Here is a 25,662-nt window from a genome sequence, read left to right as displayed (position 1 = left end):
GGGACAGACATGGCGACGCGCGCTGAACCGGCGCAGGCACCGTTACCGCAGCGGCGGCCGGAGCTGGACGCGATCCGGATGCTGGTCGTGATCGGGCTGGTCTTCTTCCACTCGGCGCTCGTGTTCGCCGCCGACGACGATTTCTACGTCAAGAACGCCGAGACCACCGAAGCCATCATGATCATCGCCGGGTTCGGGGTCGTCTGGGCGATGCCGTTGCTGTTCCTCATCTCCGGCCTCGGTGCCTGGCACTCGCTTCGGCGCCGCGGCGCGGGCGGCTTCGCGGGCGAGCGGCTGCTGCGGCTCGGCGTGCCGCTGGTCTTCGCGACCCTTGCGCTGAACCCGCTGCCGCAGTGGCTGCGGCTGCGCTCGGCCGACGCCGACTACCACGAGTCGTACCTCGGCTTCCTGCCCCGCTTCTACGATGTGCACCTGGAGCCCGAGGAGTTCCCGTTCCTCGTCCAGGGCGAGCACTTCGAGACCGGCCATCTCTGGTTCGTCGTGCTGCTGCTGGCGTTCTCCCTCATGCTGGTGCCGTTCTACCGGTGGTTGCCGCGCGAAGGCGTCCGCCGCATCGGCGACCGGGTGGCGGCGGAAACCCTGCGCCGGCGGGGCGTCGTGCTCCTGCCGGCCCTCGCCTTCGCGGCGATCTGTGCCTTCGCACGGCTGGAGGAGGATTACGCGGGCTGGCACCGCTGGTCGTACCTGCTGTTCTTCCTTGCCGGCTTCGCGCTCGCGACCGACGACCGCTTCCGCACCGCGATGCGGCGCGATGCCCGGACCGCAGCCTGGCTCGGGGCCCTGCTGTTCGCGGCAGCCGGCCCCGGCTTTGCCCTGGCCGACGAGCCCTTCACGGAGATGACCACCCTGGCGACGGCCTCGCGGGCGCTGTTCGGTGCGGCCGGATGGTGCCTGGTGGTCGCCATCCCGGGCCTCCTCGACCGTCGGCGGCTACGTCGGCGGCTGGAGCAACCGCGTGCGGCGCCGCACCCGACCCCGACGACGCGTCGGCGCCTCTATGGCTATCTCGCCGCAGCCGCGCTGCCGCTGTACGTCCTGCACCAGCCGATCGTGGTCGCCGTCGCATACTTCGTGATCGGCTGGTCTGCGCCGATCCTGGTCGAGTACGCCGTGCTCGTGGTGACAGCCCTCGTCCTCACCCTCACCGCGTACGAACTGCTGGTCCGCCGCACGCGGGCGACCCGCTTCCTGTTCGGGATGCGACCCTAGGACGTATCCAACGTGCTGGTCACAGCCACTCGTTGAGAGCCGCTACGAGGACGGCTGCCTCGTAGCGGACCGCGAGCTGGTCGTACCCTTCGGGATGGCGCAGCGGTCGCCACGTCTGCCGTTACGCTGCCGGCGGCGGAACAAGTCGTACGCCCGGCCCCACGGCCCGCTCCACGGCGGGCACCCAGTAGGGCAAGTCCACGGTCTCCGTCGGTGTCCCGTTCGGTCACGTGGTCTACGAGGCGGGGCGATACGCCGCGGCCGGGCCGATGATCCCGGGTCCGAACTTGTCGCGGACGCGGTCGGTGGCCTCTTCGGCCAGGAGGCGGGCCTCGCGGGCGTGGTCGAGGCTGATCTGCTGGGCGACCTGATCGGCGTTGATCAAGTCCTCGCCCTTGAGGGTGAGTGCCACGAGGCGGCCGCGTTGCAGGGCGGCGGCGTCCATGAGCTGGTAGGCAAGGGTCCGCAGGTCATCGTCGTGGGCGGACGGTTCGGGCAAGCGGCGTGTCTTGTGCCAGGTGCCGCCGCCCGCGAAACGCAGGGTCAGGGTGAGCGCGCGTGCTGCCTGGCCGCGGCGACGCAACCGGATGCCGAGCCGAACGACCTGCTGGAGCAGCGCGGAGCGGACGGTGGCGCCGTCGAGGGTGTGCCGGTCGAAGGTATGTGGCACGGTTGCGGAGGCGGGCAGGGTGCGGGGCAGGACGGGGCGGGGATCGATGCCGCGGGCCCGGTCGGCGGCGAGGCGGCCGGCCTTGCCGCCCAGCAGGCGTTGGACCGTCGCCGGCGAAACCGTGGCGAGAAGGGCGACGGTGTGGATGCCGTAATCGTGCAGGACCGTCGCCTGTTGCGGGCCTATGCCGTGCAGTGCCTCGACCGGCAGCGGCCCGAGCCAGTCGGTGACCTGGCCAGGATCCACGTAGAGGACGCCGCCCGGCGCGGGGATCTGCGCGGAGGCGGTGGCCGCGACCGTGATCGAGGGCCCGACCCCCACCCGGACGTCGACGCCGAGGCGGGAGATCGTGCGGACCCGCAGGATCTCCCCCAGGTGCCGGGAGTCGGTGCGGTGGTAACGCAAGGCGCCCTTCAGTTCGATCAAGGCCGCGGTCGGCGGCAGGGCCTGCACGACCGGGGACAGCTCGGCCAGCTGCTCCAGCACCTCACGGTAGGTCTCCTCCGAGAGGTGGTCCGGGCAGCGCACGTGCATCACCGTCGCCACCTCACGAGCCGCTGCGTCCACGGTCACCACCTCCTACTCGTAGGATATCGAACAGAAAATCGAACACGCGAATGCGGGCGCCTGCCCCACCCCTGTGGAATCACGCACACGCCCCCATGAGCCCCAGACTTCAGCAGCCGACGGCAGCGGAAGAGCAAGGCAGGAAGCGTGGGCCCCGGCCACCGGACCGGATCGCCGAGTTCGGCATCGGAGTCGACCCCACCCGTCCAGGTGCACGCCGGTCACCGCATCCGGCGCCGCTCGGTCGGCCGAGCAGACGCCCGTCGCCTCCTCGCCGGGGAACCAAGATCCTCCGGTCACTGTCGGCCCGGCATCCAGCCACACATATCGGCTCAGGCCGCTGCGCGCGGGAAGGCCGGGCGACGTAGGTGGCCCACTGGAAGTGGGCACAAGTGGCCCACATGCTTGAGCCGCTTCCCTCCTAGGGTTCGAGGCGTGACGAGAACGGCGCCTGGCATCCGTCCCTCCTCCGCCGCCGTGTGCTGTGGCGGACAGGGTCGGACGGCGCTGATATTGATCATGGCAGGGGCATCGCGCGGGGCCGATACCCGCGCCCGCCAGGTGCCATGCCCGCTCCCTGAGCGACCCCCGACTCGGAGGAACCCCTCATGCAAGCCATCACCGTCCAGGACCGCGACGCCGGTGTCGACGGCCTGACCCTCTCCGAGCTGCCCCACCCGCACGCCGCCGAGAACGATGTGATCGTGGAGGTCCACGCCGCCGGATTCACCCCGGGCGAACTGACCTGGCCCGGAACCTGGACCGACCGGGCCGGTCGTGACCGAACCCCGAGCGTGCCCGGCCACGAGCTGTCCGGCGTGGTCGCCGAGCTCGGCTACGGCACCACGGGCCTGACGGTCGGGCAGCGTGTGTTCGGTGTGACCGACTGGGCCCGGAACGGCTCGCTGGCTCAGTACACGGCGGTCGAGGCCCGCAACCTCGCTCCGCTCCCGGCCGACGTCGACCACGTCACGGCCGCCGCGCTGCCGATCTCGGGGCTCACCGCCTGGCAGGCTCTGTTCGACCACGCCCACCTGACCACCGGCCAGACCGTGCTCATCCACGGCGCCGCGGGCGGGGTCGGCTCCATCGCCGTGCAGTTGGCACACGAGGTCGGCGCCCGGGTGATCGGCACCGGCCGGGCCGACGACCGCGACACCGCCCTCGGCCTGGGCGCGGACACCTTCATCGACCTCCGGGCGGAGGGACTGGCCGCCCTCGGCGAGGTCGACGTCGTGCTCGACGTGATCGGCGGCGAAATTCTCGAACGCTCCACCGCACTGGTCCGCCCCGGCGGGACCCTGGTCACGATCGCCGAACCGGTCACCGTCCAGCCTCACGACGGCCGAGCCGTCTTCTTCGTCGTCGAACCCGATCGGGTTCGCTTGGCCGACCTCGCCCAGAGGCTGCGGGATGGCCGCCTCAAGCCGATCGTCGGCGCCGTCCGCCCGCTCGCCGAGGCAGCCTCCGCGTTCACACCGGCCAAGCGCATTCCCGGCAAGACCATCATCCGCGTCACTGAAGACTGAGTCAGGAGAGCGTAGGGGGGCGCAGCATCAATCTGTGTAGACAGTGAATGCGCCTCCCGGCGCCGGCGGATGGAGCCGGGCGGGATGAGGGTGTCGGCCGTGACGAGTTGACCGGCGGCCGGCAGGAGAAGCCGGGGTGGTCGCCGCGCCATCCCGCATCAGCTCCTCCGTGGGAGTGCGCAGCCGGTCTGCGGTGAGTGCTTACACGCGCGTGTGCCGGTCGAGATCCTGTTAGGCAGGGGCGATCCGCGGAGCGACGCCGTCACTGGGACCCGTCGAGAGAATCGGTGCCGGGGCGATCGGCCGCAGGGGCAGAGCGCGGGCCGATTCGCGCAGCAGGTCGACGGCGACCAGGAAAGCCTCCTCGCCGATGTCGTCCGACGCGCGGCGGGCCTGCTTGGGTCAGCGTCGCGAGCCGGGCCGCCGAGTCCTGCGCCGGCTCTACGGCGAGCAGACCGAGCCGGTCCCGGACCTGAAGCGAGGCTCTCGGCAACCGCACCGCCAGGGGGCCGCCGCCCGCACAATCCCCAGCCATGGCACGAGTCCTTGCTCAGCGACAGGCCGCTCGCACCGCAGCGCCCCAGCGACCATGTCGACGTCACCGAGGAAGAACCCCAGTCCCGGGATCTCGCCGCGACGCGCACGTCCGGGTCGCCGACGCGGGCAGCGCCGACGGATGCGACACCCGCTTGCGCAGCAAGCCGGCGCCGAGGCGTAGCCGGTCGGCAGGTAGGAGTCGGTCTCAGCGCCGTCGTCCGCAAGCCCCGTTCGAGTGACACCCGGCCGAGTCGGCCGGCAGCGTGGCGAGCGCGGCATTACCAGGCGCCCCACGGTCGTCGGCGCCTCGGTCCGGAAAGACAGGCCGGCTGCCGTGGACGGATGCACGCTGCCCTGGTGGTGAATCGCAGCGCAGATACGGCCGAGGCCTCTCGCGCTCCGTGGCGCCAAGTGCGGTCGGCGCCGTCAGCCGCGCCGGCCTCCCCCGGCCGAGCCGTCCCATGCTCCGCCGACGCCCCGTCGACGGAGTCCTTCGTCCGCGTGGACGGTGCCGCACTTGGCGCCGCGGCCCGACGTGAAAGCACTGCTACGCCGGTAGGTCCTGCTCCGGGGCTCACCCGTCGAAGGCTTCGGGCCGAGCCGACTGTCCACGGCCCTCGCAGCACACATCCGGTGGATCACCCCTGTCCTCACCGGCCTGCGAGAGATGCCGAGACGCACTGGGGCGGCGGTGTCGACCCCTCCCAGCCCGCCCATACATTATGTCTGAACACGATGTATGGTTACTGTCGCTCGACGTCGGGCGGCAGGGATCGCGGGCCGCCGCCCGCCTCGGAACCACGGCCCCGTGTGAAGGCAGGACACAGTCATGACGCTGACAACAACCCCCTTCGGCAAGCGCGCCACCGCCGCGGAGGTGCTGGACGGAGTCGACCTGAGCGGACGCCGGATGATCGTCACCGGCGGCTCCTCCGGACTCGGTGCCGAAACGGTGCGTGCACTCGCGGGCGCGGGTGCTCAGGTGACCATCGCGACCCGGAACCCCGACGACGCCAAGCCGCTGCTCGAGGAGTTCCCGCAGACGCAGGCCGCCGCACTGGACCTGGCCGATCTGAACTCCGTCCGCGCCTTCTGCTCCTCTTGGAGCGGGCCGCTCGACGGCCTCGTCGCCAACGCAGGCGTGATGATGCTCCCGACCCGGCAGACCAACGCGCAGGGCTGGGAGATGCAGCTCGCCACCAACCATCTCGGCCACTTCGCGCTGGCCGTAGGCCTGCACCCGGCCCTGCGGAGCGCCGAGAACCCTCGCGTGGTCGTGGTCAGCTCCGGTGCTCAGCTGCGGGCAGGATTCGACTTCGACGACCCCCACTTCGAGCGCAGGGCCTACGACCCGTTCGTCGCCTACTGCCAGTCGAAGACCGCCGATGTACTCCTGGCGGTCGGTATCAGCCGCCGGTGGGCCGAGGACGGTATCACCGCCAACGCCTGCGCGCCGGGGACGATCCACACCAACCTCGCCCGGCACATCGACAAGGCCACCATGCTGGCCCTCGGTGCTATGGACGCGGACGGCAACCTCGTCACCCCCGACTACTTCAAGACCCCCGCCCAGGGCGCCGCCACCACGGTGCTCCTGGCCGCGTCGCCTCTCCTCGACGGCGTCACTGGGCGGTACTTCGAGGACAACCAGGAGTCCGAAGTCGTGGACGGAGGCCCCGACGTCATGGCGGGTGTGGCGAAGTGGTCGGTGGACCCGGCAGCCGCGGACCGGCTGTGGGACTACGCTCTGCCCGTGGTGGACTGATCCACCGCACCGCACAGCGGTTCCGGCCCGGAAATGCCTCCGCGGGCCGTAAGCCCACGGAACCACGCCGACCGGACGAGCACGAAACACACCCAGAAGGTTCCTGATGAGACCCGTGACCCGACGCCAGGCCGACCATCACGCCAGCCGCTCGGCCGCGACCGCGGCTCAGGTCATGTCCGCCCTCGAGCGGCTCCTCAATTCGGGCGAGGCCTTCTCCGAGATCAGCGTCCAGCGCATCCTGGAGGAGGCCGGGGTGTCCCGTGCGACGTTCTACGCTCATTTCCAGAGCAAGTCGGACGTCCTCGTGCGACTCACCAACGATCTGCGGGAGTCGCTGCTGGCGCTGGTCAAGCAATGGGCCCCCGCCGCCGGTCCGGACCAACTCGCCGAGCTCTTCGAAGAAGTGATCGGCATTCACCGCGCGCACCACAATGCGCTGACCGCGGTCCGCGAGGCGGCGGCCTACGACCCCATGGTGAACGATTTCTACACCGCTGACCTGGAAGGGTTCGACGAGGCGACGCTGCGGCACCTACTGTCGGATCAGGCCGACGGTCTGACACCGGCCGATCTCGACGCGGTCTCGGCCAGCCGCATCATCGTCTGGGGCGGAGCCCAGGCGATTGCGCACCACATCAGTGTCGACACCGGCGGCGGCGACGCCGCCTTCGCCCGCGAGCTCGCACGGATCTGGTGGTACGGGGCCTACCGCCGCCCCCGCGAACCCTGACGCGTCCGCGCACGGATGCGGCGGGGCGTCGTCGATCCTCACCTCGTCGATCATGCGAGCCATACAGTCCGAATCGGGGCTGCGTGGGGTTCAGTGGGGTTCAGTGAACGGACAACCCGCCGTCGACGAAGATCGCCTGCCCGGTGACGTAACCGGAGGCACGGCTGGCCAGGAACACCGCCGCCCCGGCGAAGTCCTCCGCCAGACCGTTACGTCCGACCATTGTGCGCGCGGCCAGCGCCGCGACCTTCTCCGGGTCGGAGGACAACCGCGCGTTGAGCGGGGTCATGACGAAGCCAGGCACCAGCGTGTTGCAGGTGACGCCGTGCGGCGACCACGCCTCTGCCTGCGAGCGGGCGAGGGACTCCAGCGCCCCCTTGGAGACACCGTAGGCGCCGCTCTGGACGAACGCTCGATGCGCCTGCTGTGAGGTGATGTGGATGATCCGCCCGAAGCCCCGCTCGGCCATGCCTGGCCCGAACCGCCGGCCCAGCAAGTACGGCGCCTCGAGGTTCACCGCCATAGTGGCGTCCCACACGTCCTCGCCCAGTTCACCCATCGGCGGGCGCAGGTTGATTCCGGCGCAGTTGACGAGGATGTCGGGCTCGCCGAACACCGCGGCCGCTTCCTCGGCCGCCGTGCGCACCCCGTCGCGGGTACCAAGGTCGGCGCTGACCCAGGCGGTTCGACAGCCGTCAGCGGTCAACTCGTCGACTGTGGCGACCAGTTCCGACTCCTTGCGCGCCACGATCACCACGCGTGCCCCTGCTCGCGCGAGGGCACCGGTGATTGCCCGGCCGATGCCGGAGCTGCCGCCCGTCACCACGGCGACGCGCCCGTCCAGCGAGAACAGTTCGGAGAGATAGCTCTGCGATGCCATGTGCGCACCCTAGGCGGTACGCCCACGGCGACAGCGTCAGTGTCTACGCGTCGGTCCAGCCGACGGTCTTGCGATACGGGGCATGAACCCCTGTGTACTCGGCGAAGCCGCCACGTCAGGCCTCTCCTACAACCTCAGGCCCCGGCCGTTGGTCTGACCCTGCACCACGTCCAGTTACCTGGTGTTGTACCGCGGCACGCCTGTCGTTTCCCTGTAGGAGGACATATGCGCACGAGACCTGCCGTCGCCGTGTTGGGCACGGCTGCGGCACTGGCCGTCTACGCCGTGCCCGGCGCCCAGGCCGACGAGCACCACGGCGACACGAGAATCACCCAGGTCGCCATGAACAACGGCAAAGGGGTCGCCGTCGGCACCGGCGGCAAGCTGTTCGGCTACAAGGTGACGGGCGCCGACAACTCGGGACTGCGGGCCATGGAGGCCTGGTTGTGGCGGGGCACCAGCATCAACAGGCCGACGGCCGTCACCGGCGGCGTGTACGCGGGATGCACCAGGAGCACGTGTTCCGTGGGGGGCGACATCGAACCACGCCGAGACGGCTTGGTGAACGCCGACGCGGGCACCTGGCGCGTACGCATCGCACTGTTCGCCCAGGACGGGGACTACCGCACCGTGGACCAGGCGGCCACGGTCCAGGTCCTGCGCATCGCCAAAATCACCACCAGCGCCTTTCCGGCGTCGGTGAAGAAGGGTTATCCCATCGTCGTCAGCGGTGACCTGATCAGGGCGGACTGGGAGCAGCAGAAGTATGTCGCGTTCGGCAACCAGGAGGCGCGGCTGCAGTTCCGCCCCGCGAACTCGGGCAGTTACCGCACCGTCAAGATCATCAAGGGCAATGCCGCCGGGTTCTTCCGGACCACCGTGCGGGCCACGGCCGACGGCTACTGGCGCCTGCGCTTCTGGGGCTCGTCGACCACCGCGGCGGCGTCCAACGCCGGGGCGTACGTCGACGTCAGGTAACCACCCGGACCCGCCGACCCTGCGGCATGAGCGGGGCCGGTGATCGAACGCTCGGCATCTCCGGCGCAGCCCTCTCGACAGTCAGGCGCTGATCCCGTCGACGCGCGGCATGCTGCAGGTCACCTCCGCAGGTGTCTCCACTTCTTCATGGGCGAGGTGGTTGTGCACTGTGCCGCGCACCGCGACGGCCCCTCGCGCAGCAAAGCCGAGTCTTTGTGGCCGCCGGGACACCTAAGACCTCCCAGAATATGAGTCAATATTGATTCGACGCACCTATAGTCAATATGGCGACTGACCTCCCGGAGGTATGGTGTGCCGGTGACTACTCGGAAGTACGACTCCCCCCGCCGCACCAACTCGGCGGCCGCCACGCGTGAAACCATCCTGGACAGCGCGCAGACGCTCTTCCTGGCCCGCGGGTACACCGGAGTCACCATCGGGGAGATCGCCGAGGCGGCGACCGTCGCCGTGCCGACCGTGTACAGCAGCGTGGGGAACAAGCCGAGCATCCTGACGGCTCTGCTGGCACCGATACTCGACGCACCGAGCATCGCCGATGCCGTCGTCGCCATCGAGTCCAGCGACGACCCCCAGGGCGTGATCGACTTGATCGCCGAGGGCACCCGGCTCATCCATGAACGCCATTGGGACCTCCTGTACGGGCTCCTGTATCGCAAGCCGCCAGGGGAACCCGCCGTCAAAGAGGTGTTGGACCAGGGAGCCGACGAGTACCTCCGAGCCCTGACCAGCGCTACCGACCGCCTCGTCGCGCTCGACGCACTTCGCGTCGACGTCCCGCGCGCGGAGGCCATCGACCTGCTCTGGTTCTACCTCGGCCCGCAAGCCTGGATGACCCTCGTAGGAGACCGCGGCTGGACGTTCGACCGCGCCCAGACCTGGGCCACCCGATCCGCCTGCCGGGCACTGCTGAAGGACAGCTAGGCCCTGTCTCCTTGACTTCACGGTGGTCGGGCCACGTGCGAAAGTGGCGGCCATGCCGCAACTTCGTCACCGCCTCCGATCCCTCAGATTCACGTGCGGACTTGCTCCGACGAGCTTCGCTGCATGCCGGGAGACAGGTGGCCCGGTTCTGGAGCACGCCTTGGCTGGTGAAACGACACTCTGTGGCATGCCTCGGCGCCAAATGACGGTCTACCGGCGCCTGTTCGTCGCCAAGAGGTCAGGAAGGTGCTCCAGCTGCAGGATGAAGGCAGCCGACCCCGCATCCAGGCCCTGAGTCAGGCATTACCTGACACGCGGGAGTCCTCAGCCTTCTGTGGTCGCGTCCAGATCAGGATGGCTGCGGGGTGGAGTGCTCCCTCGTGAGCAAGGGCAAGCCTGACAGCTCGCATGGCCAGGCCGCGCCACTGCTTGAGACGGTTGATGCACCGCTCCACGGGGGGAGGGCTGCGGAATGACGGCCTGGATGCCTCGGCGGCGAAGATGCTGGCGGATTGCCCGGGATGAGGAGACCCGGCCCGCAAGGACGACATCGGTCGCGTTCGTGGCCTGCCCAGGCCGGTGCGCTGGACCCTGATGCGGGCCATGACCGTCATGAAAGCCGGCGCGTCGCCAGCCTGGCTCGCGGTGACATGCGAAGCCAAGGGCCGTGCACGATCATCTGGGCGAGGTGAACCTTCGTGCTCAGGCCGCCCGTCGAACGTCCGAGTACATGATCGGGGGCACTCTCATCAAGTGCCCCCTTTCCTGGCCCCGGCCGCGTGCTGGTGAGCCCGGCGGATGGCAGACAGTGGAGTCCACCGACACGGCCCATCCCACCTCGTCAGCAGCGTCCACCTGGCGAGGACGGCAGCGAAGATCCGTCGCCGGGTGTCGCCGGCAGCCCGCCTGTGTTGCCGCAGTGCGTCATCGCACCCTTACCCCGGCGCGGAACACCGCCTGTACGTTCAGGACGGCCGCGGGATCATGAGCGACATCCCCGTCGACGACCAGGATGTCAGCGTCGGCCTCCGCTGCGATCAGTCCCTTGCGGCCCTCCACCCGGCAAAGCCGAGCCGCCAGGCTGGTCATGGAAGTCAGCGCCGCCAAGGGCGAGACGCCCAGACGCGCCAGGTCGGCCACGCCGTGAGGAAGGACGTTGTGGGGCTTCCACGGCGCCACACCCGCGTCCGACCCGATGACAACCTGGGCACCCGCCTTGTGCAGGTGGCTGTATGTGTCCAGCAGGGCATCCACATGCGCGGCCATGCCCTCGGGCACCTGCAGCGCCACACTCGGGTCGAGGCCCAGCGTCAGGCTGACGAAAGTCCCCTTGCGCACGAGCATGTCGACGAGTTCGGGCTCACAGGTGACACCGTCGGCGGTGAGGAACGAGACGTGTTCCAGACTGTCGACGCCCGCCTCCGCCGCGTCTCTGATGGCTCCGAGACCGTGAGCGTGCGCTGCCACCGGAAGGCCGAGGCGGTGCGCTTCGTCCACGACCACGCGCAGGTCGTCCAGGCCGTACTGTGAGGCGTGCGCCGGCACGGAGTCAGGTGTCATGTGGCCACCGCTGGCCATGATCTTGATGACGGAGCAGCCACGGGCATGATGCTCGCGGACTGCGGCGCGCAGTGAGTCGGCGCCTTCGACCTCGCCTCCGAGGAAGTGGCAGTGCCCGCCGGGGGTGGTCAGCGGAGGGCCGGCGGCGAGGATCTCCGGACCGTGCTCGGGGCGTTGGGCCAACTCGGTCTTCAGGGCGAGCGAGAGGTAGTCACGGTCACCGAGGTCACGCACGGTGGTGACACCCGCAAGAAGAGCCGACCGGGCCGCAGCCCGCATGTGTGCCAGGAGGGCGCTGTCGGAGGTGGACGCCAAGGAAGTGACGGGGTCCGGGCCCGCGTCGAAGGCGAGGTGGACGTGGGTGTCGATCAGGCCGGGCAGGAGGCAGGCGGAGCGGCCCATGTCGAACACCTCGGTGCCGTCGGCCGGCACAGCGCCGGTGCGGTCTACACCTACGATGCGGTCGCCCATGACGTGGACAGTGGCGGGGCCTGACAGTTCGCGTCCGTCGAACAGCGCACCGGCGTGTATGGCATAGGAAGTCATGGACGGATGTCCGATCTGTAGACGTGCTCGTGGGGCTGTCGCGGGTGTGGTCAAGGCGCCGCACAGCAAGGGCCGCGCGCCGCCAGAAGTCCGCCTGACCCAACCGGTAGGCGTGGCTGTATTGATTAGAACATGCTCTATTGACTTCGACCAAGCCCGTCGGCCACACGCACGTCGTCCACACGTGCCCGTCCCCTTGCAACGCCTGGATGGTGGGCGTGGCTCATGGGCCGGCGCGCCGGGGAAGACGCGGGCGCTGCTCGACCGGCTCGGCAAGCACGACTCGAACGACCGCTTCCAGATCGCCTGTTGGTCCAGCGGACCGGCCGCCCCCGCCCTGGAACGAACCCGGAGGCGATCCGTGCGTCGACCGCAGTGACACCCTCGCTCCCATCGGACCGACCGACGCCCACCTTGCCCCGTTCTCGGACGGACCGCTGGCCGTACGACCACGCACTGGACCGAAGGAGTCAAGCGACCTGCAGCCTTGTCCGCAGGCGCGCATGTTCCTCGAGGTGCGCGTGCGGCCCGCACCGGTTTCGCGACGCTTCAAGGTCACACGGGCGGGCCGGTGACGTACTCGCCGTGCTCGTCGTACGGCCAGGCGTTGGAGAGACAGCCGTTCAGCCCCTTGATCTGCTGCATCATCACCGGCGCGAGCTGCCCCGGACCGGAACACCCCAGGTGTGTGCGGATCCCCGTCTCATGGCCGACCTCGTGGTTGATGATCAGGTGGCGGTATTGCGCCGGAGTGCCGTCGAACTGCGGTGAGCCCAGAGCCCAGCGGCGCAGGTTCACCACCACGCCTTCGGACGTCTCGCAGTTCAGTTCACCGCGGGTGTCGAGACCCTCTGCCAGGCAGAGCCGGTCGGCGGTGCCGGGTGTGGCGATCTTGATGACGAAGTCGGCTGTGGAGGACACCAGTTGGAACGAACCATGGCCGTGGGCGGCCCAGCTGCGCCCGTGGGCGAGAATCGCCTGGATCTCTGCTGCGGCATCCTCGGCCGACAGGTCGATGCCGTCCTCGACCTGCACGCGGTAGCGACGCAGCGGACCCGAACCCACTGGACTGCCGGATGACTGTGCCGTGGTGAACGTGCCGGGGCCGGAGACGGGAATCTCGGGCTTCGGGCTCGGGCGAGGGTGCCTGGTCGGCTGTGACGGTACGGGCGAGGGGCTGTTGCTCCGAGGCGGAGAGACAGCCACATCCGGCGCCGACAGTGCCTGGGTAGTGTCGGCTGCCGTCTTGGCGCCGGGGCCGACGGCTTGTCGCAGCGCCAGAGCGCCTGCTCCGGCGACCGCGCCCGTCACGACCACGGTGAGAATGATCCGGATACCGCGGGAGCGGCGAGAGGCCTTGCGACGTCTCTTTCCGCGCACTCTGCGACGTGCGACTCGGTCACCCACAGAGAGGGACTCCCTCGGTGCCGCAGTCGCACACACCGTGGCCGCCGTCCAGCAGCGCCCCGGCGATCGACGTATGCCTGTGTGGTCCGGCCATGCGAAATGTCACTGCCTTTTCAAAGGAAGATGCGAACGCGGTTGCGACAAGCGCACCGCGGTGATGAAGGAGCGCGTGTGCTCCGGCCTGATCGCACGCCAAGGTGCCTCAGGTGTGCAGGCGTGCAGGCGCGCGGGCGATCTTCCGGAACCGACGCTCAGGTGGGAGCCGTGGCAGCTAGGGGAAGACAGCCTTGTCGAGGATGGACATCAGCTCGGAGTGGGTCTCGGAGTTGACCTCACCCACACAGGCCATCCCGGTGAGCACGGCGTTCGGATGCCGAGCACCCACTGACCGTTGCACCTTGTACATCTTCGTCCCGGTAAGGGACCGGCAGGCGGGTGACGCCGCAACCTGCTGCGTCGCGGTGTGGCGCCCGGCCTCGACCGCCGCTGCCGGACCGTCCTCGACCTGAAAGGCCACAAGGGCTCCGAGGTCGCGGCCGGAGGCAGGCAGGCAGGCCGGGTCGGTCCAGTCGTCCGCCCGCAAGTCGGGACAGGTCTCCCCCGGCATGCCGAGTCGACCCGTGGAGAAGAAGCGCACCGGAGAGGCGCCGACGCGATGTGAGGGGACGGAGAGCTCGCTCCAATGCGGCGGCACCGGCAACTGCAGGCCATAGAGGTTCTGCAAGCTCGCCGCTCCCGGTGAAGGGGTCGGTTCGGCCGCCGGGCCGGCCACCTCGGTTGTCCGGCCCGGACCCAGCTGTTGGGGCAGAAACACGGCCGCCAGCAGTACCAAGGGCACAGCGGTCGCCGCGACGCGCAACCGCCGGGTTCGCCGGAACCGGTTGCGCACCGCTGTCATCCGGTCGGGCGGTGCCGGAAGGTCCACCGGTCGATCCAGCAGCACTGCTCGCAGGATCTCGACCTCTGTCCCGGGTTCGTCCTTGCCGGCGCTCACCTGCTCACCTCCGCAGTCCGGCAGGATGGGGCAGCGTGCCACGCAGCGTACGCAGGCCCTTCGCGGCCTGGCTCCTGACCGTCCCTGCGGAGCAGTTCAGCAAGGCTGCCGTCTCCTCGACGCTGCGGTCCTCCAGGTAGCGGAGCACCACCACGGCCCGTTGCCGGGCCGGCAGACGTCGCAGCGCCTGCCGCACCGTGCGTTCGAGATCCACCTCCCCGTACCGGTCCCCCGGCACCGCCAGCTCGGGCAGCGACTCGTGCGGCACCTCCCCCCGCCAGCGCCGCCGCCACCAGGAGGCGTGCACGTTGATCATCACCCGCCGCACATATGCCTCCGGGTGGTCGTCGCGGATGCGCCGCCACTTGGGCCAACTGCGGGCCAGTGCGGACTGCAGCAGGTCCTCGGCGAGGTACCTGTCGCCGGTGAGCAGCCAGGCCGAGCGAAGCAGCCGTGGTCCGCACTGGGCCACGAACTCCTCGAACTCCGTCCAACCGCTTCGCATGCCGTCCTCGTACCGTCTGTTGATGTGCGCCGGGTGCTCTCACGCACTCTGAACCGTTTCGTGCCCCTGGGACGTTGCCTGCCGTGGCGCACCTCACAGAGCTCCGACGCTCGGCGTCGCCGAAGCCGTCGCGGGCACCGGGATGCCGCGGTCGCGATCCGCGCGGAGGCCGACCTGTCCGGCGCGTTGCGCGGGTCATGAGACTGCCCGCAAGGCGTCCACGGGTTCCATGCGCGCGGCGCGCAGCGAGGGATAGAGACCCGCGAGGAACCCTACGACAGCTCCCGCCACCGGAGCGCCGAACGCGAGGCGCAGGTCCAGCACAGGGGTCCAGTCCTTGACGCCTGCGACGCAGACCACTGCGACGATGCCGAGAGCCGCGCCGGTGACTCCGCCGAGGAGACCGATCATGGTCGACTCCGTCAGGAACTGCCCTGCCACCTGCCGCCTGGACGCGCCGAGTGCGCGTCGCAGCCCGATCTCGCCCGTGCGTTCCATCACCGTGACGAGGGTGACATTGGCGATGCCGATGGCTCCCACGACCAGGGAGACCAGTCCGAGCACCAGGAAGAGCCCGTCGACGTCGCCCTGGACGCCCTTCCTGGCCTTGGACAGGTCCGGCGGGGCGACCACGGACAGAGCGTCCTCGTTCCCGGGAGACAGGGCGATCGGCGCCTGCCGAGCGACCTGCTGGGCCGCACCGAGCGAGGTGTTGAGCAAGACGTGGGTCACATGCTTCAGGCCCATCCGGTCCGCCGCCGTGGTCGGCGGCAGGATCACCGATGTCGACAGTCGGTGCTCGCGCCGGAAACCGCCGAGCACGCCGATCACGGTGAAGGACTGGCCCCGGAAGAAGACGGCTGGCGCGTGCCGGACGTCCTCGATGCCGAGCAGCCGGGCCGCCTGGTCCCCCAGGACCGCCACCCGGTCGTGACGGCCGATGTCGCCCCCGTCGTAGAAGCGGCCGCTGGCCATCGTGCCGCGGACCGCCTCGGGCAAAGCGGGGCCGGCCGCGACGACCGCCAGGGTCTGTGAGGTCAGCTCCCCCGGCGCGACGACCTCATTGGCTCGCACCTGTACGTTCGCGGTGCCCGCTGAATCCGCGAGCGCCGCCGCCGACACGACTCCGGCAAGGCGCTCGACCGCCTCTGCGCCGGTCCAGTCCACCAGCGGAGGGCTGTCCGAACCCGGACGCGGGGGTGGCACCGTGACCGTCACCGAGGTGGCGGTGAGCGCGTCGAACCTTCCGACGATCTGGTTCGCCGCCGTGGATGCCACGCCTATCGTGATCACCAGGGTGCCGATGCCGAGCACGGTGCCCAACGTCGTCAGCGCCGAGCGCACGGGGCGGGCGAGCACGCCCGCCAGCGCTTCCGACCACAGGTCTCGAGGGTCGATCCGTGGCCGCCCCGCTCCCCCACGATCCCTGGAGCGTGCGTGACGTGCGGGAGAGTGCTCGGCGCCGGGCTCGAACGGCTGCGTCCGCGGATTCCGCAAGGAACGCGTGCGGCCCCTCATGCGATCTCCTGGCCAAGTCGGCCGTCACGGATCCGTACCCGCCGGGTCGCGCGACGGCTGACGGCGTCGTCGTGGGTGATGACCAGCAGTGTCACGCCCTGTGACTGCAGTTCGTCGAAGAGCGCCAGCACCGATTCGGTGTTCTCGCTGTCGAGGTTGCCGGTCGGCTCGTCGCACAGCAGCAGGGCCGGCTCGCCCATCAGGGCACGGGCGATGGCCGCCCGCTGCCGCTCGCCGCCGGACAGCCGGCCGGGCAGGAAGCCGATACGGTGTCCGAGACCCACCCGTCTCAAGACCTCCCGGGCCCGCTCGGCCCTGGTACGCCGCCCGCGGCTCGGCTCGGAAGCCCGGTAGGCCTCGGCCAGCATGACGTTCTCCTCCACGGTCCGGTACGGCAGCAGGTGGAAGGACTGGAAGACGAATCCGATGCGGCTCCCACGCAGAGCGGTGCGTTCGAGGTCGCCCAGGGCATTGGTCAGCACCCCGTCGAGCCAGTAGCTCCCGGAGGTCGGCCGGTCCAGCAGTCCCAGGGTGTTGAGCAGCGTGGACTTCCCCGACCCCGACGGGCCGACGATCGAGAGGTGTTCCCCTCTGCGGACCGACAGTCCCACGCCGTGCAGCGCGCGCACCGGCGGTTCGGCGTCGAAGGTCCGGCATATCTCGCGAAGCTCTATCACGGTGTCCAGGTCCGGCGGCTTCTCGAGCCCGGCCGCCGCGGCGGTACGTCGCCTCATTGTCCGACCACCACCTGGTCACCCACGTCCAGCGACCCGCTGTCCGGAGTCACTTCGACGAGCCCGGCGGCGGCGATGCCCACGCTGACGCGCACGGTGACGGTCGTGCCGTGGCGCCGCACCTGCACCCGGGCTTTCCCGTCGGTGGACGTACGGACCGCCGCCACGGGCACCACCAGGACCGAGCCCTCGGAGGCGCCCACCTCTACGGTCACCTTGGCGACGCCCCCCGCATGGTTCCGCAGGGGCGCGGTGTCGGGTACGGAGATCTCCAACGGCACCGGCGCCGACGGGTCGGCCGGGTCCGGTCCAGCCCCTGCCTCGCCATCCCCGCCAGGCCCCCCGTCCGTGCCGGCTTTCCCGTCCTCGCCCGAAGCGGCACCGGCCTGGTCACCGGCCTGACCGGCGCCCGCACCGCCGATCCGTGAGACGACACCGCGCACCTCGCGGCCGTCCCCCGTCTCGACTCGTGCCTCCATGCCCTCGCGCAGTGCCGCGCCGTCCGCTCCGGGCACCGTGGCCTGCACCACCACGTCGGACGACGTGACGGTGACCACCTCGCCGTCCGGAGTGCCACCGAGACCCACCTCGATCTTGCCGACACGTACCGGGAGTTCGGGCAGGAAGATCACCTCGCCCGCGGGGACCTTGGTGCCGTACGTGGCCTCGAAGGCGTTCAGCGCCGCGTTGGCATGGTCCAGCTGCCGTCGCACGGAACGCAGCCGGAGTTCCGCCGCCTCGTCCGGGTCTGTTCCCGCCGCCGTACCGCCGTCCTCGCCCGACTGCGTCTCGAGCAGCGCCAATTGGGCGGACGTCACGGCCGCCTCCAGATCGGCGCGCTGTTGCCGGTCGGCGAGACCGGGGCTCTGTGGCTCGAAACCCTTGCTCTCGTACCAGCGGCCGACCGCGGCCGCGGTGCCCGCGCGGTAGGTGCCACTGACCGCTCCGGGGTCGTGGCCGAGTCTGCGCAACGCGCTCTGCAACTGGCGGACGTCCTCACCCGAGCTGCCAGGACCGAGCAGGCGGTACATCGGCACCGGGCCTTTCAGCACGAATACCGGACGGCCGCTGACCTGCATCAGGACGCTGCCCTCGCCAAGGGTTCGTCCCTCGGTCGGTAGCTTGGTGACCCGCTGGGCGGTCTCGCCGTCGCCCAAGGAGCCGACGGGGCCGGACAGCGAGATGCCCTGCGGTGCCCCGAACTCCACGGTCCCCTGGGCCACCACGGTCGCGGTCAGCCTCTGGCGTGCCACCGCGACCGTCACCGGACCGGCCTTCGGTGGCTTGTGCGCCGCGGCGGCGTCGGCGGGCGACTGCATCTGCGTACCGGTGATCCAGCCACCGGCGCCCACTACGGCGACCACACCGACGATGATCACGACCTGCCGGGTGCGGGCTGCCGGACCGCTACGGACGCGGCTCATCCGCCGAGTCCGGTGAAGGGGTGCTTGGCCAGCTTCGGGAAATACGCGGCCCGGAACTCTTTTCCACACTCCAGATCCGCCAGGGCGACGTTGATCTCCTGGGCGAGCTTGGCCCGCGCGGCCTCCGTGTCCAGTTCGTCCACGCCTTGGCCTTGGCCGTTCACGGCGAACTTCACCATGTCGCCTATGGAGGTGGGCTGCGTGGTCGTGACGGCGATCCCCTCACCGCGAAGGCAGGACGCGAAGTCCTGCGCCAGTGAGACCAGCTGCGGGTCCCCGTCGAGAGCCTGCTGCGCCGCTCTGTCGGCGGCTCTGGCGGCATTGGCTTCACGGGTCCGTTCGGCCTCGGACTTCTCCGGACCGTAAGCCTGCACCGTCGCGTCCTTATGACAGCCCGGAAGCTCGGTCTTCTTTCCGTCCACCATCGCCAGCTCACCGAACGCCTTCTCGTAGGCACGCTGCTGAGCCGGGGAGAGCGAGTCCCGGTACGCCTGGTCCGGGTTCGATTCGTACTTCTCGGTGTACGCCCGCGAGCCGATGGCATTGGCGTCGTTCGGGTAGACGACCCGGGCGTAGGTGGCGCCGTACCCGTACTTTCCGCGGTACTCCTTCGCCAGTTCGTAGTCCTGACCGTCGAAGGGGAACGCCTGTGATTCGACGCTCTCCACGCGCGGTGTGTAGGTGAAGCCCTTCGCGCGCATGCAGACAGCCAGGGCGTTCTGGTACAGGTACTGCTTCTTCGTCTCCTCGTCTACGTCCTGAGGAACCGTCAGCTCACCGTTCTCGGCGACCGCCGGGGCCGAGGCCGAGCCTGCCGGGGATGTGGCCTGGGATGAGGTACTGCCGCTCTGGGAGCACCCGGCGAGCATCAGCGCACCGGTCGCGGCGACAACCGGCAGTGCGTTGCGCATGTGGAAAAGAGGAGTCACGTGATTCCATCGTGTCGATCGGACATGGCCGTGCGGGGTGAAAGATCCCGTCGACTTCCTCAACCGGGTGGGCCCCGTTCAGAGCAGAGGCCGCGACCCGAAAGTGACACACATCACGCTTCAAGGTCGATGGCACTGACCTCACAACGACCAGGGCCCTGGCGACGACCGACTCTCAGGTTCACGCCACCCGACCGGAAGAAAAGAATCTGCCGGGCGGTGTCGAGAACGGAGTATCGGCTCCGACGTTCTCCGTGAGTGTGCAGCCCGGTCCCGCACCCGCGGGATCAGACACAAGGAGACAGACATGACCGCCGTCGCATACGACTACACCATCACCCGCACCCTGGAGGCTCCGGTCGAGCAGGTCTGGACCGCCTGGACCCGCGCAGACCAGTACGGACAGTGGGCCGGCGCCGAGGAGGTCGTCCTCGACGTCCGCCCCGGCGGCGCCTGGAGCTCCGTCATGGTCATCCCCGGCGGCACCCGCGTCCCGCTGTCCGGCCGCTACACCGAGGTCGTGCCGAACAAGCGGCTGGTGATCGGCATGAGCGTTCCGGGCCGCGAGGACCTCGTCCTCATGACCGTCGACCTGGTCGCCGACGGCGACCGCACCCGGATCACCCTGTCCCAGACCTTCGAGAACGCCACGGACCGCGACCAGTCCGAGTTCGGCAGCAACATGCTCCTGGACGGCCTCACCGCCTTCCTCGCGGCAGCCTGACCTCTGCCGTCGACGTCCACCCCGCCGCCTCCTCTCCTCCCGGTCGATCGGCCCGGTCGTCCGCACCGCTGCGACCGAGGCCGGGCCGACTTGCCGGGCCCGGAGGGAGGAACGGTCGCTCGGATGAAGGCTGGGCGGCAGAGAGGCGGGGCAGGGCGCCCCGCGCATCGAGGTTCACTCAGGGGACGACCACGGCGAGGTCACAGGCACCACCGCCCGCGCGGCGGAGCCGATCCGCGCGTACCGACAGGTCACGGCCCGTAGCACTGCGGGACGCCGGGCAGCCAGTTGTCCGGGTGCGAGATGTAGTAGCTCGCCATCCACCCGTCGAATCCCCGGGTCCGGTTGTCCACGAAGACCCAGTACGGGTTGCCGCCGACCGTCTCACCCCGCGTCTGGCACGTCACTTCGAGCTGGTCGCCCGGCTGCGCCCTGCCCATCACCTGAGGGCAGTTGCCCGGCGAGGGGAACTCGGGGCAGCGGAAGCCCGGGGCCGAGTCCTTGCGGACGTTCACGTCCGTCGCCCAGGTGGTGAACACCGGGCCCGCGGGCCGCTGTTCGGCAGTCGCTTGGGCGGGCGCGGCGCCCACCGTCAGCCCGAGCGCGCACAACACCGATGCCGCGCCGCCCAGTCGAACGCCGCGCCTCGCTGACTTGTTCAACATGCCGTCTCCTTCGCCCCGTTCCCGTGCCCGTCCTGGGCTCGTGGTCGGTCAGGTGCGTCGCCCGCACCACCGGGTGGACGAGCACGCACACCGCACCGTATGAGGACGCGGCGAGGAGACATTCGCTGTCGGGACGGTCATACGCCGAGACGCCGAGTTCTGTCTGTGAGGCGAACGGATGCCACCGGGTCGCGAGCGGCGAGCCCGGTTCCGGCCTGACGAGGAGCCCACGATGTTCAAGCGCAGAGCCCGTCTCACCGCCGCCGGTCTCACGATCGGCACCGCCTTCATGCTGTTCGGCGGGGCCGGCGCATCACAGGCAGCCCCCAGCACCTCCGAGCGGGCTTCCCTCGCCGTCCAGTCCTCTCCGATCCTGCAGCCGAACAGCAACATCAGGACCGGCCCGGGTACGTCCTACAGGATTCTCAACACCAGCGGGCCTGAGGGGGCCACCGGAGTGGTGAAGTGCTACGGGCGCGGTGAGCGCGTCACGGCCGGCGGTTACACCACGGACGTCTGGTACCAGGTCACTGTCCACTTCCCCGGACACACGTACTACTTCGTCTGGGCCTGGGGCGGCAACGTCAACGTCGGCGCCGACCCCGCCCCCGGCGTCGAGGTCTGCCCCTCCTGACGCCACCTCGTCGCCACCGCGCCCACTTCGCCCCCAGTACCGTGTCCAGCGGTCCAGGGGGCGCTGTGCCGTACGCACTGGCGTCCCCCCGGGTCCCGGCTTCGGACTCCCGCCGCCCTGGCGTTCGTCGCCTACAGCTTGCTGTTGCCGCCCTTGTTGATGATGCTCGCCTTCTTGCAGTTGTTCCAGGTCAGCTTCAGGCCGGTGCTGCCTCCGCCCCTGCCGCCCCACTTGACGAGCGAGATCGCCTTGCCGCCGTAACCGCCGGCCTTGTACTTGTTGTTCTTGAAGATGTTGCCGCTTCCGCAGGTCTCGCCCTTGTCCAAACGGCCCCACTCGCTGAACAGGCCGTACATCCCCGACCCGGTGAAGGTGTTGCCGCTGACGGTGTTGTTCTTGCTGCCGTCCCTGATCCGCACGGGGTCGCCGCTGATCGTCGAGAACTTGTTGCCGGTGATGCTGCTGCTCGACGTCTTCACCAGGTAGACGCCGTGCATGTTGCCGCCGTTACGCAGGTTGGAGAAGGTGTTGTTCTTGATCACGATGCCCGAGGAGTTCTGGACGTGGACGCCGGCGTAGCCGGTGGAGCCGCTGAGGTTCGTGAACTGGTTGCCCGAGACGGTGACCTTCTTGACGTTCCTCAGGAGGATGGCGTTGTCGTGGCCGGAGAACTTCTTCCCGCTGATGGTGAAGTTGCCGGGGCCGCCGTTGATGCAGAGCTGGTAGTCGCCCTTGGGGCAGGTGACCTGGCCGGGGTACTTGGCGGCGGCGACCGCTGATCCCGGCGCGGCCATGCCGGCCAGTGTCAGGGCGCCGCCGACGGCCGTCGCGGTGAGGGCACGACTGATACGCATTGGTCTCCTCCGTCGCTCTTGGCTGCTTCCGCCGTCCGGCGGGAAGCTCTTGCACCACTGTGCGCGGGAGGTCTTGGAGGAACCTTGAACCGGCGGCCGTCGTCCGGGCCCGGTGTCGCACCGGGGGCCGCGCGGTCGGCCGGGCCCTGAATTTCGCGGCCTGCGGGGGCGGTTGACGGATCACGGGCTCGAAGTCCGGTGCGGGCAGCTTGGAGACCGTTGCCGCCGGGCAGTCCTTGGTAGATCACGCCCTGTCGGGTCGCCTCGCGTGCGCAACCGCGCGCCGGTATCCGTTGCCGGGCCGATCCTGGAACGTCTGGCCGCCGCAAGTCGCCTCGTGCGACGGTACGAGGGAGGAGTCGAAAGAGTGCTGACGTTCGGCTTGCTCGGCACGATCGAGGCGCGTGTGGACGGCCGGCCGGTCGACGTGGGTCACATCCGCCAGCGGTGTGTTCTGGCAGCCCTGCTCGTCGACGTCAACCGGGCGGTGCCGGTCGACGAGCTCGCCGGCCGGGTCTGGGGCGATCGTGCACCACGGCGCGCCAGGGACACGCTGTACGGATACCTTTCGCGATTACGCGGGGCGCTGGATCTGCCCGCGGATGTGCGGATCATCCGGCAACCCGGCGGTTACGTGCTGGAGGCGGACCCGCTGTGGATCGACGTCCACCTCTTTCGCGATCTGGTCTCTCGCGCCCGGACGGCCGGCGACGAACAGGCGGCGGAACTGATGCGGCAGGCGCTGGCGCTGTGGCGCGGCGAGCCGTTCGCGACCGTGGACACGCCGTGGTTCGTCGATCTGCGCGAGGCGCTGGAACGGGAGCGGCTGTCGGCTCGGCTGGACGCCCACGACCTGGAACTGCGTCGAGGGGCGCACGGTGCGCTGCTGCCGGAGCTGACCGCCCTCGCCGGCGCGTATCCGCTGGACGAGCGGCTTGCCGCGCAACTCATCCTGGCCCTGTACCGGGACGGCCGGCCAGGTGACGCGCTGACCCATTACCGGGCCCTGCGACGGCTACTTGCCCAGGAGCTGGGAGTCGACCCCTCGGCGCCACTCCAGCGACTGCACCAAGACATCCTGACCGGTGATGTGGCACCGGCCGTGCCGGACCGTCCCTCTGCTCCTCTCGGCACGACGGCCGCTCTTCCGACACCACGTCAGCTGCCCGCGGGCCCACGGTGGTTCTGCGGCCGGGACCAGGAACTGGCGGAACTCGGCAAAGTCCTGGGCTCGTCCGGTGCGTCGAGCGGGTCGGTGGCCGTCGTCGCGATCGGTGGCAGCGCAGGGATCGGCAAGACGCGCCTGGTCCTGCACTGGGCCCACCGCAACCTCGACCACTTCCCGGACGGCCAGTTGTACGTGGACCTGCGCGGCTTCAGCCCTTCTGGCGAGCCACCTCTGACGCCGGCCGTGGCGGTCCGCGGCTTCCTCGACGCTCTGGGCGTACCGTCCGAGGCTGTCCCCCTCGACGTCCCGGCGCAGACCGGCCTCTACCGGAGCCTGGTCCAGGAGCGGCGCATGCTGATCGTGCTGGACAACGCCGCCGACGCCGAGCAGGCGGCCGCACTGCTGCCGGGCAGTGCCGGCTGCACGGTCCTCGTGACCAGCCGCAGGCGGCTGGCCGGGTTGGCCGGCGGCTACGGGGCCAGGCTCCTGACACTCGACGTGCTGACCGGACCCGAGGCCCGAGACCTGCTCGCGGCCCTCGTCGGACACGACCGTACGGCGGCCGAGCCGGAAGCCGTAACCGCTCTGCTGGACCACTGCGGCGGACTGCCCCTCGCGATCAGCGTGGTCGGTGCCCGCGCGGCTGCCCAGCCGGGCTTTCCGCTCGCCGTGCTGGCCGAGGAGCTGAAGGACGAATCGGCGCGACTGGACGCCCTGGACGCGGGTGATCTGACGGCCAGCGTACGCGCGGCCTTCACGGTGTCGTACCACGCCCTGACGGAGGGCGCCGCGGAGGTTTTCCGGCTCGTGGGACTCGCTCCGGGACCGGATGTCGCGCAGGCCACGGTGGCCGGCCTGACCGCCCGGCCGCCGGGTGCCGTCCGCCTGGCGCTGCGGGAACTGGACACCGCCCACCTCGTACAGCAGACCGCTCCGGGCCGCTACCGCCTGCACGATCTCGCCCGGCTCTACGCCGTGGAACAGGCAGCGGCGGAACATGCGGCAGGGGCAGAGGCAGCAGGGCCAGAGACAAAGGCAGTTGAGGTAGCGCACGAAGGGGCCGACGGCGGGGTGGAAGCGCTGTGGAGGGGCGTGGTGGACTTCTACCTGCACACGGCACACCATGCGGCGCAGCGGCTCGATCCGCACCGCGACGCCGTCCGCCCGACGGCCGCCCTGCCCGGCGTGAAACCCCTCGTCCCGGCGGATCGAGACGCCGCCCTTGCCTGGTTCACCGCCGAACACCCCGTACTGCTCAACGCGCTGGACCTGGCCGTCAGAACGGGTCAGGACGAGCACGCCTGGCACCTGGCACGGGCCCTTGAGACGTTCTTCGACTACCGCGGTCACTGGCACGACTGGGCCGCCACCCAGGATCTCGCTCTGCAAGCGGCACGCAGGCTGGGCAACGTCTTCCGGGAGGCCACCGCCCACCGCAGCCTCGGCAGCGTCCACACCCAGATGGGGAGCCTCGACGAAGGACGCGGTCACTTCCGCCGAGCCCTGGATCTCTTCGGCGAACTCGGCGACCGCGTCAACCAGGCCCATTCCCACCGGGGTCTGGGCTGGGTGTGCGACGCGGAGGGCAACCAGCGGGACGCGCTCCAGCACGCCGAGCAGTCCCTGGTCCTGTACCAGCGTGCCGGGCACCGCAACGGGCAGGCGAAGGCGCTCAACAACGTCGGCTGGCTGCACATCACGCTCGGCAACTACCGCTCCGCACTTCAGTACTGCGCCCAGGCGGTCGCCCTCAACCAGGAGATCGGGGACCGGCACGGTGAGGCAGGGGCGTGGGACAGCCTCGGTTACGCACATCATCACCTCACCGACCACCGTGACGCGCTCCGCTGCTACGAACGGGCCCTGGAGCTGGTGCGTGGTTTCGGCGACCGCTATGGCGAGACAGAGATCCTCGGCCACCTCGGCGACACACACGCCGCCGCCGGGGACGCGCACGCCGCCGGCGCCGCCTGGCACCGAGCCGTGGAGATCGCCGACGAGATCGGCCACCCCGCCGCCACGGAACTGCGCGGGAAGCTGGGCACCGCCCGTGCGGGTGACGGCGCTGCCGGCGATCACACGCGGGAGAATGAGTGTTGATGTGAGGAGCGGTACCGCCGACAGCGCACCGCTCAGGTTCCCCGCACCCCCGGTCTGGACGCAGGGCGT

21 protein-coding genes and 1 pseudogene are annotated in these 25,662 nt (G+C 69.9%); 9 read left to right on the top strand and 13 right to left on the bottom strand.

Annotation, left to right across the window (positions count from 1 at the left end):
• Positions 1-9: 9 nt before the first annotated feature.
• Positions 10-1,230 carry an acyltransferase family protein gene (locus tag ACZ7LV_RS04095; RefSeq protein WP_471935446.1) on the top strand — a complete coding sequence of 407 codons (1,221 nt, stop codon included), beginning with the start codon at positions 10-12 and terminating at the stop codon, positions 1,228-1,230.
• Positions 1,231-1,465: 235 nt separating this feature from the next.
• Here ACZ7LV_RS04095 and ACZ7LV_RS04090 read toward each other — a convergent pair whose 3' ends face one another.
• On the bottom strand, positions 1,466-2,434 hold the full coding sequence (locus ACZ7LV_RS04090; protein ID WP_471936107.1) for a DNA polymerase Y family protein: 969 nt from the start codon (positions 2,432-2,434) through the stop codon (positions 1,466-1,468).
• A gap of 641 nt (positions 2,435-3,075) precedes the next feature.
• Between ACZ7LV_RS04090 and ACZ7LV_RS04085 the strand changes: the two genes are divergently transcribed.
• The 3 genes from ACZ7LV_RS04085 to ACZ7LV_RS04075 all read left to right on the top strand — a co-directional run bounded on the left by ACZ7LV_RS04085 (position 3,076) and on the right by ACZ7LV_RS04075 (position 7,031).
• Positions 3,076-3,996, top strand: coding sequence for an NADP-dependent oxidoreductase (locus ACZ7LV_RS04085; RefSeq protein ID WP_471935444.1), 921 nt, complete (start codon positions 3,076-3,078; stop codon positions 3,994-3,996).
• Between the two features lie 1,366 nt (positions 3,997-5,362).
• Positions 5,363-6,298: an SDR family NAD(P)-dependent oxidoreductase gene (locus tag ACZ7LV_RS04080; protein WP_471935442.1), complete on the top strand. Its 936-nt coding sequence runs from the start codon at positions 5,363-5,365 to the stop codon at positions 6,296-6,298.
• Between the two features lie 106 nt (positions 6,299-6,404).
• Complete coding sequence (locus ACZ7LV_RS04075) at positions 6,405-7,031, top strand: TetR/AcrR family transcriptional regulator (protein ID WP_471935440.1); 627 nt, start codon at positions 6,405-6,407, stop codon at positions 7,029-7,031.
• A gap of 100 nt (positions 7,032-7,131) precedes the next feature.
• Here ACZ7LV_RS04075 and ACZ7LV_RS04070 read toward each other — a convergent pair whose 3' ends face one another.
• Complete coding sequence (locus tag ACZ7LV_RS04070) at positions 7,132-7,911, bottom strand: SDR family NAD(P)-dependent oxidoreductase (RefSeq protein ID WP_471935438.1); 780 nt, start codon at positions 7,909-7,911, stop codon at positions 7,132-7,134.
• A 225-nt stretch (positions 7,912-8,136) separates the two neighbouring features.
• Here ACZ7LV_RS04070 and ACZ7LV_RS04065 point away from each other — a divergent pair, with 225 nt between their 5' ends.
• Positions 8,137-8,889, top strand: coding sequence for a calcium-binding protein (locus ACZ7LV_RS04065; protein WP_471935436.1), 753 nt, complete (start codon positions 8,137-8,139; stop codon positions 8,887-8,889).
• 318 nt (positions 8,890-9,207) lie between these two features.
• Complete coding sequence (locus ACZ7LV_RS04060) at positions 9,208-9,831, top strand: TetR/AcrR family transcriptional regulator (RefSeq protein ID WP_471935434.1); 624 nt, start codon at positions 9,208-9,210, stop codon at positions 9,829-9,831.
• Positions 9,832-10,127: 296 nt separating this feature from the next.
• Here ACZ7LV_RS04060 and ACZ7LV_RS04055 read toward each other — a convergent pair.
• The 9 genes and pseudogenes from ACZ7LV_RS04055 to ACZ7LV_RS04015 all read right to left on the bottom strand — a co-directional run.
• Positions 10,128-10,739, bottom strand: a pseudogene (locus ACZ7LV_RS04055) (transposase family protein); the annotation flags it as partial.
• Between the two features lie 16 nt (positions 10,740-10,755).
• Complete coding sequence (locus ACZ7LV_RS04050; protein ID WP_471935432.1) at positions 10,756-11,991, bottom strand: amidohydrolase family protein; 1,236 nt, start codon at positions 11,989-11,991, stop codon at positions 10,756-10,758.
• Between the two features lie 501 nt (positions 11,992-12,492).
• On the bottom strand, positions 12,493-13,143 hold the full coding sequence (locus ACZ7LV_RS04045) for a DUF3152 domain-containing protein (protein ID WP_471936105.1): 651 nt from the start codon (positions 13,141-13,143) through the stop codon (positions 12,493-12,495).
• Positions 13,144-13,615: 472 nt separating this feature from the next.
• Positions 13,616-14,338 (bottom strand): hypothetical protein, encoded by a 723-nt coding sequence (locus tag ACZ7LV_RS04040; RefSeq protein ID WP_471935430.1) that lies wholly within the window; start codon positions 14,336-14,338, stop codon positions 13,616-13,618.
• A 4-nt stretch (positions 14,339-14,342) separates the two neighbouring features.
• A complete protein-coding gene (locus tag ACZ7LV_RS04035; RefSeq protein ID WP_471935428.1) occupies positions 14,343-14,843 on the bottom strand; it encodes a SigE family RNA polymerase sigma factor in 501 nt (166 codons plus the stop codon).
• 195 nt (positions 14,844-15,038) lie between these two features.
• The gene (locus ACZ7LV_RS04030; RefSeq protein ID WP_471935426.1) at positions 15,039-16,202 is read right to left on the bottom strand and encodes an ABC transporter permease; all 1,164 of its coding nucleotides are present in this window, start codon (positions 16,200-16,202) and stop codon (positions 15,039-15,041) included.
• A 155-nt stretch (positions 16,203-16,357) separates the two neighbouring features.
• Complete coding sequence (locus ACZ7LV_RS04025; RefSeq protein WP_471935424.1) at positions 16,358-17,095, bottom strand: ABC transporter ATP-binding protein; 738 nt, start codon at positions 17,093-17,095, stop codon at positions 16,358-16,360.
• Entirely contained in the window at positions 17,092-18,519 is a 1,428-nt protein-coding gene (locus tag ACZ7LV_RS04020) for a peptidoglycan-binding protein (RefSeq protein WP_471935421.1), read from the bottom strand. Before ACZ7LV_RS04020 ends, ACZ7LV_RS04025 begins: the two co-directional genes overlap by 4 nt.
• Positions 18,516-19,430, bottom strand: a complete 915-nt coding sequence (locus tag ACZ7LV_RS04015; RefSeq protein WP_471935419.1) for a hypothetical protein — start codon at positions 19,428-19,430, stop codon at positions 18,516-18,518. The genes ACZ7LV_RS04020 and ACZ7LV_RS04015 overlap by 4 nt, the downstream gene beginning before the upstream one ends.
• A 325-nt stretch (positions 19,431-19,755) precedes the next feature.
• Here ACZ7LV_RS04015 and ACZ7LV_RS04010 point away from each other — a divergent pair, with 325 nt between their 5' ends.
• The gene (locus tag ACZ7LV_RS04010; protein WP_471935417.1) at positions 19,756-20,172 is read left to right on the top strand and encodes an SRPBCC family protein; all 417 of its coding nucleotides are present in this window, start codon (positions 19,756-19,758) and stop codon (positions 20,170-20,172) included.
• Between the two features lie 251 nt (positions 20,173-20,423).
• On the opposite strand, the gene ACZ7LV_RS04005 is transcribed toward ACZ7LV_RS04010, so the two are convergent.
• Positions 20,424-20,837: a hypothetical protein gene (locus ACZ7LV_RS04005; protein ID WP_471935415.1), complete on the bottom strand. Its 414-nt coding sequence runs from the start codon at positions 20,835-20,837 to the stop codon at positions 20,424-20,426.
• 232 nt (positions 20,838-21,069) lie between these two features.
• Here ACZ7LV_RS04005 and ACZ7LV_RS04000 point away from each other — a divergent pair, with 232 nt between their 5' ends.
• Positions 21,070-21,471, top strand: a complete 402-nt coding sequence (locus ACZ7LV_RS04000) for a hypothetical protein (protein ID WP_471935414.1) — start codon at positions 21,070-21,072, stop codon at positions 21,469-21,471.
• Between the two features lie 131 nt (positions 21,472-21,602).
• On the opposite strand, the gene ACZ7LV_RS03995 is transcribed toward ACZ7LV_RS04000, so the two are convergent.
• A complete protein-coding gene (locus ACZ7LV_RS03995) occupies positions 21,603-22,325 on the bottom strand; it encodes a right-handed parallel beta-helix repeat-containing protein (RefSeq protein ID WP_471935413.1) in 723 nt (240 codons plus the stop codon).
• A gap of 367 nt (positions 22,326-22,692) precedes the next feature.
• On the opposite strand from ACZ7LV_RS03995, the gene ACZ7LV_RS03990 reads away from it, so the two are divergent.
• Positions 22,693-25,593 carry an AfsR/SARP family transcriptional regulator gene (locus ACZ7LV_RS03990; protein ID WP_471935411.1) on the top strand — a complete coding sequence of 967 codons (2,901 nt, stop codon included), beginning with the start codon at positions 22,693-22,695 and terminating at the stop codon, positions 25,591-25,593.
• Positions 25,594-25,662: the final 69 nt, after the last annotated feature.

This window comes from Streptomyces sp. NPDC107562, assembly GCF_055657325.1.
The sequence above is the reverse complement of the archived record's forward strand: the minus strand, read 5'-3'. Positions and strand labels throughout refer to the sequence as shown.

Bases quoted from the DNA above. Each gene is read 5' to 3' on its own strand.
- ACZ7LV_RS04095 (WP_471935446.1), top strand. From the start codon at position 10: ATGGCGACGCGCGCTGAACCGGCGCAGGCACCGTTACCGCAGCGGCGG.
- ACZ7LV_RS04090 (WP_471936107.1), bottom strand. From the start codon at position 2,434: ATGCACGTGCGCTGCCCGGACCACCTCTCGGAGGAGACCTACCGTGAG.
- ACZ7LV_RS04085 (WP_471935444.1), top strand. From the start codon at position 3,076: ATGCAAGCCATCACCGTCCAGGACCGCGACGCCGGTGTCGACGGCCTG.
- ACZ7LV_RS04080 (WP_471935442.1), top strand. From the start codon at position 5,363: ATGACGCTGACAACAACCCCCTTCGGCAAGCGCGCCACCGCCGCGGAG.
- ACZ7LV_RS04075 (WP_471935440.1), top strand. From the start codon at position 6,405: ATGAGACCCGTGACCCGACGCCAGGCCGACCATCACGCCAGCCGCTCG.
- ACZ7LV_RS04070 (WP_471935438.1), bottom strand. From the start codon at position 7,911: ATGGCATCGCAGAGCTATCTCTCCGAACTGTTCTCGCTGGACGGGCGC.
- ACZ7LV_RS04065 (WP_471935436.1), top strand. From the start codon at position 8,137: ATGCGCACGAGACCTGCCGTCGCCGTGTTGGGCACGGCTGCGGCACTG.
- ACZ7LV_RS04035 (WP_471935428.1), bottom strand. From the start codon at position 14,843: ATGCGAAGCGGTTGGACGGAGTTCGAGGAGTTCGTGGCCCAGTGCGGA.
- ACZ7LV_RS04025 (WP_471935424.1), bottom strand. From the start codon at position 17,095: ATGAGGCGACGTACCGCCGCGGCGGCCGGGCTCGAGAAGCCGCCGGAC.
- ACZ7LV_RS04020 (WP_471935421.1), bottom strand. From the start codon at position 18,519: ATGAGCCGCGTCCGTAGCGGTCCGGCAGCCCGCACCCGGCAGGTCGTG.
- ACZ7LV_RS04015 (WP_471935419.1), bottom strand. From the start codon at position 19,430: ATGCGCAACGCACTGCCGGTTGTCGCCGCGACCGGTGCGCTGATGCTC.
- ACZ7LV_RS04010 (WP_471935417.1), top strand. From the start codon at position 19,756: ATGACCGCCGTCGCATACGACTACACCATCACCCGCACCCTGGAGGCT.
- ACZ7LV_RS04005 (WP_471935415.1), bottom strand. From the start codon at position 20,837: ATGTTGAACAAGTCAGCGAGGCGCGGCGTTCGACTGGGCGGCGCGGCA.
- ACZ7LV_RS04000 (WP_471935414.1), top strand. From the start codon at position 21,070: ATGTTCAAGCGCAGAGCCCGTCTCACCGCCGCCGGTCTCACGATCGGC.
- ACZ7LV_RS03995 (WP_471935413.1), bottom strand. From the start codon at position 22,325: ATGCGTATCAGTCGTGCCCTCACCGCGACGGCCGTCGGCGGCGCCCTG.